This window comes from Paenibacillus sp. 01L418, from assembly GCF_056400045.1.
This window is the reverse complement of record NZ_JBFTSN010000298.1, coordinates 1-8293: the sequence shown is the minus strand read 5'-3', so window position 1 is coordinate 8293 and position 8293 is coordinate 1. Positions and strand designations below refer to the sequence as shown.

Genomic DNA, 8293 nt, shown 5'->3' with positions numbered 1-8293 from the left:
ATTGGGTGTCATACTAAATAAGTAGAGCGTTTGATGATATCAATCGGATAGCGCTTTTTTTACGGACTATTGTTCTTTATAAAGCACATTAAGTGTTTGTAAAGGCAATTTCATTCGGTAATGTCTCCTCACCGTTATCAATGGAGGCACTCGGCCATACTGTGGGTTGCAAAAAAACCTTAGACGCGAGTCGTCAAGAGTGTGGTGTGAGGCGGGGTTCGATGCCCCTGGACTCTATTTTAGAGTCTTTAACTAAATGGTTTGGTATAAAGCCTTTTAGTTAAACACTCTAAGAGTGTAGCAGAGATATKAAACTTGATTTTTTTAAGCCAATAATTTCKTTTGTTTTTCTATATCTGAAGAAAGGGTGAATGTTCTTTGACGTATCGACAAAGATTGTCTTTATTGATTTTAATCGACTCCATTATCGTTTTTACCGCCATTTTTTTTAGCAGGTTGTTGCTAAGTGCTTCACTTGATGTGGTGACTGCACCCATTGTAATTAGTTCAATTACTTTGCTATTAAGCCATCATTTCTTTTCCTTCTACTACAATTTGTATAAGAAGGCATGGGAATATGCGAGTGTAGGGGAGCTATTGATTATTACAAAGGCCGTTTCCTTCTCGATCTTTGCAGCAGCGATTATTCAGCAAATTGTGATGCAGGATGTGTTTTTCAGGCTGCTGGCCGTGACCTGGATGATTCATATGCTGTTAATCGGAGGATCGAGGTTATGCTGGAGAATTTTCCGTGGCAGCTACCAGAAAAATGCTGGATTGCGTAAAAGCACGTTAATTGTTGGTGCTGGCTCTGCGGGTACGATGCTTGCCCGTCAGCTCCTTAGCAACAATGATATGGAGCTATTGCCAACTGCGTTCATAGATGACGATGTAAACAAACATAATCTAGATATTATGGGCATTCCGGTGTTGGGCGGAGTTGAAAGCATTGCGAAGGTAGCGCTTGATTATGAGATTAACAATATCGTTATTGCGATACCCTCACTGAGCAAAAAACAGCTCAACACGATTTTTAGCGAATGCGCTAAAACGAAAGCAAAAACACAAATCATTCCTATGCTTGAGGATTTGGCTACCGGCAGAGTGTCGGTTAGTCAATTTCGTGATGTTCAGGTTGAGGATTTATTAGGGCGTGAGCCTGTAGAGCTCGATATTGAGAGTATTTCAGGTTACGTCACTCAGAAGGTCGTTATGGTAACAGGCGCTGGGGGCTCGATTGGATCTGAGGTGTGCAGGCAGGTTTCGAGGTTTTTACCGGAGAAGCTTATTTTGCTTGGACATGGAGAGAACAGCATCTACTCCATTGAGATGGAGCTGAAAGAGCTTTACGGACATACAAAAATAGAATTTGTGACAGAAATCGCCGATATGCAAGACGCAAATAAAATGCTGGCCGTTATGCAAGCTCATCGTCCGCAGGTCGTTTATCATGCAGCAGCACATAAGCATGTTCCACTGATGGAGAGAAATCCAGAGGAAGCGTTCAAAAATAACGTAATGGGAACCTTGAATGCGGCAAGAGCAGCCAGCCAAGCTCGCGTGGATACGTTTGTCATGGTATCGACCGATAAGGCGGTTAATCCAACCAGCGTTATGGGCGCGACAAAAAGGATTGCAGAGATGGTCATTCAGCATATGGACCGGTTCAGCAATACCAAATTTGTAGCGGTAAGATTCGGCAATGTTTTGGGCAGCCGCGGCAGCGTTATTCCGCTGTTCAAGAAGCAAATAGAGAAGGGGGGACCCGTAACGGTTACACATCCGGACATGGTTCGCTATTTTATGACCATTCCTGAAGCTTCAAGGTTAGTCATTCAAGCTGGTGCACTTGCCAGAGGCGGTGAAATCTTTGTCCTCGATATGGGTGATCCGGTTAACATTACCGATCTTGCACAAAATGTCATCCGGATGTCGGGCTACTCGGTCGAGGAAATCGGCATTGAGTACACAGGAATTCGCCCAGGCGAGAAGCTATTCGAAGAAATGCTTAAGGATGATGAAATCAATGAAAAGCAGGTTTATCCAAAAATCTACATAGGCAAATCATCCGAGATTTATTTTGAACATATTGAAGAAATTATTGCCCTGCACGGGGGAATGAGCAAAGCAGAATTGCGTACAAGGCTGCTGGATCTAGCGAATAATGTCGTAGAGCTTCCTGGATTTGCATCTGTAACAGGTTAAAAAAAGAAGGAGTTGCATAAAAGTTATGAAGGTTAGAAAAGCGATAATACCAGCTGCTGGTCTGGGTACAAGGTTTCTCCCAGCAACAAAAGCGATGCCAAAAGAAATGCTGCCAATCGTCGATAAGCCAACTATTCAATATATTGTGGAAGAAGCGATTGAATCAGGCATCGAGGACATTATTATTGTAACGGGTAAAGGAAAACGGGCAATCGAGGATCATTTTGATAACTCACTTGAGCTGGAGCAAATTTTGACTGCCAAACATAAATACGATTTATTAAGTGAAGTGCGCAAATCAGCGGATATGGTAGATATTCATTATATCCGCCAAAAGGAGCCGAAGGGGCTTGGGCACGCCATATGGTGCGCTCGCAAATTTATTGGCGATGAGCCGTTTGCCGTACTGCTTGGGGATGATATTATCTCAGCGGAGAAGCCTTGTATCAAGCAGATGATCGAAAAATATGATGAGTATCATACTTCGATTATCGGCGTGCAGCGTGTGGCGGATGAAGCCGTATCTCGCTACGGAATTGTAGATGGCACTCTTATGGAAGAATCCTTCCACCGGGTTAGACATTTGGTCGAGAAGCCATCCAAGGAGCTGGCGCCATCGAATATGGCGATTATGGGCAGGTATATTTTGAACCCGGCGATCTTCGACATTCTCGGAAATCAATCGCCTGGAGCGGGCGGAGAAATACAACTGACCGATGCGATTGCTGCTTTAAACTTAATGGAAGCCGTATACGCTTATGAATTCGAAGGCAAGCGTCATGATRTGGGTGAGAAAATGGGCTTTATCCAGACGACGATTGAATTTGCTCTTCAGCGTGAGGATTTGCGTTATGAGCTATTAAACTATTTATCGCAAATGGTTGAAAGAGAATCTGCTAGAAAATAATTCTAGTATAGGATGGTAGAAGCATGCCAAATAAAATTTTATTTTGCGCAACGGTTGATTATCATTTCAAGGCATTTCATATGCCTGTTCTCGAATGGTTTAAGCAGCAAGGGTGGGAGGTCCATATCGCCGCAAAGGGCGAGCTGGAGCTCCCTTTTGTTGACCGGAAGTTTAATATTTCCATTGAGCGCTCACCGTTCCATTCCAACAATGTCAAAGCATACCGAGAGCTGAAGGCAATTATTCAGCAGCAGGATTATAATATCATTCATTGCCATACGCCAATGGGCGGCGTGTTAGCAAGACTCGCGGCACAGCCGGCGAGAAAACAAGGAACAAAAGTTATTTATACCGCGCATGGTTTTCATTTCTGCAAAGGTGGCTCGCTCCTGAACTGGATGCTTTATTATCCAATTGAGAAGAGACTATCCAGCATGACGGACTGTTTAATTACAATCAATACAGAGGACTATCAGCTCGCTGTCACCAAAAAATTTAAAGCAAAGCGGATCGCTCATGTTCATGGTGTTGGCGTAAATACAACACATTTTAAGCCTTTGCAAAAGCTTGATAAATGGCGATTGCGTCAGGAACTCGATTATCGCACGGACGACTTCCTTATGTTTTATGCTGCTGAATTTAACCGAAACAAAAACCATCAACTGCTCATTCACGCGTTGGCCGCTATTAAAGAGGCGGTACCGCATGGCCGGCTGCTGCTGGCTGGTAAAGGGCCTTTGCTTGAGGAAAGCCAGGCTCTGGCAGAGCGATTAGGAGTTGGATCGATGGTCCATTTTCTTGGCTATCGGACAGATATCGACCGGCTGCTGCCCATGTGCGACGTCGCAGTAGCATCCAGCCTGCGTGAGGGATTGCCCGTCAATTTAATGGAGGCCATGGCCTGCGGGCTGCCCATTGTTGCCACGCGGAATAGAGGCCATTCAGAGCTCGTTATAGATGGCGAGAATGGATTCGTGCTGGAGCCAACCGATATGGAATTATTTGCTGACCGGTTAAGGAAGCTGAGTGAATCGCTGGAGCTGAGGCAGCGGATGGGGGCGTTTAGCCTTCAAATGGTACAGAAATATGGTTTGCTTCAGGTGAAGCTAGAGCTTAATGAAATATACAAGTCCTTTATGTTGGGGGAACAAAATGAATCCCAAAGTCAGTATCATCGTGCCTATATTTAATATGGAGCTGTATTTGGATAGATGCTTGAATAGCTTGCTAGAGCAAAGCTTATCTGACATAGAGATTATTGCAGTAAACGATGGATCTACGGATTCCAGCTTAAGCATTCTTCAGGAATATACGGAACGGGATTCACGAATCATTGTTATTAATAAAGAAAATGAAGGTGTGTCCGCTGCACGAAACGATGGTGTGCTGGCAGCAAATGGGGAGTACATCGGATTCGTTGATCCAGATGATTGGGTGAATTTAAAAATGTATGAAGAAATGTACGAGTGCGCTGTGGAACAAAACGTTGATATTGTGATGTGTACGTATATTCGGGAGTTTGGGACACATTCGAAGGAAAAGCGCTTCAACATGCCTGACAAGCAATTGTATCTTATGGATGAGGTACAAACGACTATGCTAAGGCGGCTTGTTGGTCCATTAAAGGAAGAGGTAGCGAATCCCGAATATCTGGATGCTTGGGGGACGGTATGGTCAAAACTTTATCGTACATCATTGCTGAAAGACAATAAGGTGAAATTTAAAGATCTCAGCATCATAGGCAGTAATGAGGATACACTCTTCAACATTCATGTCTTTTATAATGCTGAATCTTTTTTGTTTCTGAATCGTCCTTTTTATCATTATTGGCGGGCAAATACTACTTCAATTACATCCACTTATAACCCGATGCTCGCTGAGAAGTTCGAAAAGCTCTACTGTTCAATTGAGTCTTTTATAGAGGCAAAGCAGCTTCAGATTGAATATAAAATAGCTTTTCACAATCGGATTTGTATGAATGTAATAGGACTTGGTCTTAACATCATGAGTAATAAAAAATCATCCTCGATGCTTACAAAGGTAAAAGCTTTGCAAATGATGTTGAATGGGAATCGGATAAGAAACTCTTTCATGCAATTTGATGAAGCGTATTGCCCTTTAGTGTGGAGGGTGTTTTTTTTATGTGCAAAAAATAAGTTTTCTTTAGGTATTTATTTGATGCTTACGGCTGTGAATTGGATGCGTATAAAAAATGTKGGGAGGGCTAAAGTTGCAACCAGTAAGAATCTTGCAAGTGGTAATGATCATGAATCGTGGCGGTTTAGAAACGATGCTAATAAACTATTACCGTCAGATGGATCGAAGCAAAATTCAGTTTGACTTTATCGTTCATCGACAAGCTGAAGGACACTACGATCAAGAGATCCTAGCATTAGGTGGTAAAATTTACCGAATGCCTCAGATTAGGCCGGGAAATTATTCTCAATACTTTAAAAGCCTTGATCAATTCTTTATAGATCATCCTTACTATAAGGTCGTTCATGCTCATATTAATGAGAATAGTAGTTTTATTCTAAAAGCAGCAAAAAAGGCGGGAGTTCCTTGTCGAATCACTCATAGTCATTTAAGTGATCTAGGTATAGATATTAAGCTGCCATTCCGTCTGTATGCAAGACTAACGATGAAGGATAATCCTAGCAGCTACTTTGCATGCTCACAAAAAGCAGGTAAATGGCTTTTCGGAAAAAAAATAGCTGATTCCGGTAAAGTAGTTGTATTAAATAACGCTGTTGATGTAAGCCAGTTTTCATTTAATCAAACTATTCGTGATGAAATAAGAGAGGAGCTCTCGGCGGGAGATCGATTAGTTATTGGTCATATTGGAAGGTTCACTGAACAAAAAAACCATGATTTTTTGATAGATGTCTTTAAAGCTGTTCATGACAAAAAACCTAATTCAATGTTGGTATTAGTTGGTGAGGGTCATTTGAGAAATGCGATTGAGAAAAAAATAGAGAAATTAGGTTTAACAAATTGTGTGAAAATACTCGGTGTACGAAAGGATATCTCCAATCTCTTGCAGGGAATGGATATCTTTTTGTTCCCTTCTTTATTTGAAGGATTGCCCGTTGTTCTAGTAGAAGCACAAGCTTCAGGGATACAAAGTATTATCTCAGATACGATTACTACGGAGACAGATGTAACAGGCAGGCTTCAATTTATTAGCTTAAAGCAAACTGCAGATTATTGGGCTGAGCAAATTATTAATACTTCCCCTGGGCATGTGGACACATCGGACTCTCTGAGAGAAAAAGGATACGATACTTCTACTATGGCAAAATGGTTATCTGACTATTATATGAATCAGATGCCCATGGCTGTTTTAAGGTAAGAGGGGGGATAGTGTATTGAAACCGATGTTGACTGTTTTTACACCTACCTATAACCGGGCATATACACTGCATCTTTGTTATGAGAGTCTGAAACGTCAAAGCTGCAAAGATTTTATATGGCTCATTGTTGATGATGGATCTACGGATAATACGAAGGAACTAATCGAGAGTTGGGTTCAGGATAATCAAATACCGATTCAATATCATTATCAGAATAACCAAGGCATGCATGGCGCACACAATGCTGCTTATGAACGTATTGAAACAGAGCTTAATGTTTGTATAGATTCGGATGATTATTTAGCAGATGATGCTGTGGAGAAAATAACTGAATTTTGGAAGACATCTGGCAGCAAACAATACGCGGGTATAGTAGGCTTAGACGTCTCTCAGGATAACGAGATAATTGGTACTAGGCTTCCTGAACATGTGAAACAATCAACTCTTAGCGACTTATATGCTTTGCATTCAGTAAAAGGTGATAAAAAGCTGGTATATCGTACTGATATTATGAAAAAATATCCGCCATACCCTTTATTCGCAGGTGAGAAATATTGTCCCTTATCATACAAATACATTTTGATCGATCAGGATTATCAATTACTAATCATGAATGAGGTACTGTGTGTAGTTGAATATATGCAAGACGGATCTAGCTTAAATATCATTAATCAGTATAAGAAAAATCCACATGGGTTCTCATTCTTCCGAAAGGTTGCTATGTTATATGCTCCATCCTTGAAAGAGAGAATTCGCGAGGCAATTCATTATGTTTCCAGCAGTATCATTATTCGAAATAAAAACTTTCTTAAAGAGTCACCTCGTAAAGGAATTACAATGTTAGCAATTCCGTTAGGGGTGTTACTTTACATTTATATTCAGAATACGAGTAAAACAACGGTTGCTGTTAAGAAAAGTCACGGTTAGCAAGTGCGAAAATGATTGTAAAGGAGGGATTAAATAATATGACGATACTGTGGTTCACCCTGGTTATTGTATTCACAGTTGCTCTTACAGCTAGATATTTTTCGGTTCAAGCAGGGCTAGCCCCTGCTCTAATTAAACCAAATAAATTTTTAGCTGTAATAGCAGCACTTGCACTTGCTACGGTATCGGGTTTGCGGATAAACATTGGTGATACATTTCTTTATATGCATAGCTATTCAATAGGTGATTTTAGTTGGAACACTGTTGTCCGAAGCCAAGACAAAGGTTTTAATATATTCCAAATGCTGCTAAAGCAAATATCGGATGATCCGCAAATTCTTGTTTTAACGACCGGAGTGCTAACAAACGTACTGATAGTAATCGTCTTGTATAAATATACGAGATTATTTGAGTTAAGCGTATATCTATATATAACGACAGGTACGTTTACAATTTCTATGAACGGAATAAGGCAGTTCTTTGCAGCTGCTATCGTTTTTGCTGCAACTAAATATTTACTAGAAGGCAAATGGAAGCCTTATATTTCGATTGTAATATTCGCCTCTTTCTTTCATCAAAGTGCTCTAATAATGATCCCGATGTATTTTATTGTGCGTAGAAAAGCATGGACAAAAACAACCTTCTTGCTTTTATCTGTAGCTGTTCTTATCGTTGTAGGCTTTAATGCTTTCTCTGAGCTATTATTTTCGGCGATTAAAGATACCCAGTATGGTCATTATGATAGTTTCAAAGAGGGTGGAGCTAATGTACTTAGAGCAATCGTATGGATTATTCCACTTGTTATCGCTTTTTTTGGAAGAGAAAAATTAAAATACTTATTTCCTAAATCAGATATTTTGGTTAATATCTCACTAGTTGGCGTTGTTTTAATGATTATTTC

The 8293-nt window shown here is 40.7% G+C and carries 7 protein-coding genes; all 7 read left to right on the top strand.

What is annotated here, in order from left to right:
- Nucleotides 1-378 precede the first annotated feature (378 nt).
- A complete protein-coding gene (locus AC1DSE_RS25400) occupies nt 379-2205 on the top strand; it encodes a polysaccharide biosynthesis protein (RefSeq protein WP_339207721.1) in 1827 nt (608 codons plus the stop codon).
- A gap of 25 nt (nt 2206-2230) precedes the next feature.
- The gene (gene galU / locus AC1DSE_RS25395; protein WP_477528373.1) at nt 2231-3112 is read left to right on the top strand and encodes a UTP--glucose-1-phosphate uridylyltransferase GalU; all 882 of its coding nucleotides are present in this window, start codon (nt 2231-2233) and stop codon (nt 3110-3112) included.
- A 23-nt stretch (nt 3113-3135) separates the two neighbouring features.
- On the top strand, nt 3136-4302 hold the full coding sequence (locus AC1DSE_RS25390; RefSeq protein WP_430057627.1) for a glycosyltransferase family 4 protein: 1167 nt from the start codon (nt 3136-3138) through the stop codon (nt 4300-4302).
- Nucleotides 4265-5452 (top strand): glycosyltransferase, encoded by a 1188-nt coding sequence (locus tag AC1DSE_RS25385; RefSeq protein WP_477509339.1) that lies wholly within the window; start codon nt 4265-4267, stop codon nt 5450-5452. The genes AC1DSE_RS25390 and AC1DSE_RS25385 overlap by 38 nt, the downstream gene beginning before the upstream one ends.
- The gene (locus tag AC1DSE_RS25380; protein ID WP_477509338.1) at nt 5379-6464 is read left to right on the top strand and encodes a glycosyltransferase family 1 protein; all 1086 of its coding nucleotides are present in this window, start codon (nt 5379-5381) and stop codon (nt 6462-6464) included. Before AC1DSE_RS25385 ends, AC1DSE_RS25380 begins: the two co-directional genes overlap by 74 nt.
- Nucleotides 6465-6480: 16 nt before the next feature.
- Nucleotides 6481-7392, top strand: coding sequence for a glycosyltransferase family 2 protein (locus AC1DSE_RS25375; protein ID WP_477509337.1), 912 nt, complete (start codon nt 6481-6483; stop codon nt 7390-7392).
- Between the two features lie 38 nt (nt 7393-7430).
- Nucleotides 7431-8293, top strand: an 863-nt coding sequence (locus AC1DSE_RS25370; RefSeq protein WP_477528372.1) for an EpsG family protein, incomplete at its 3' end; no start/stop codon positions are given.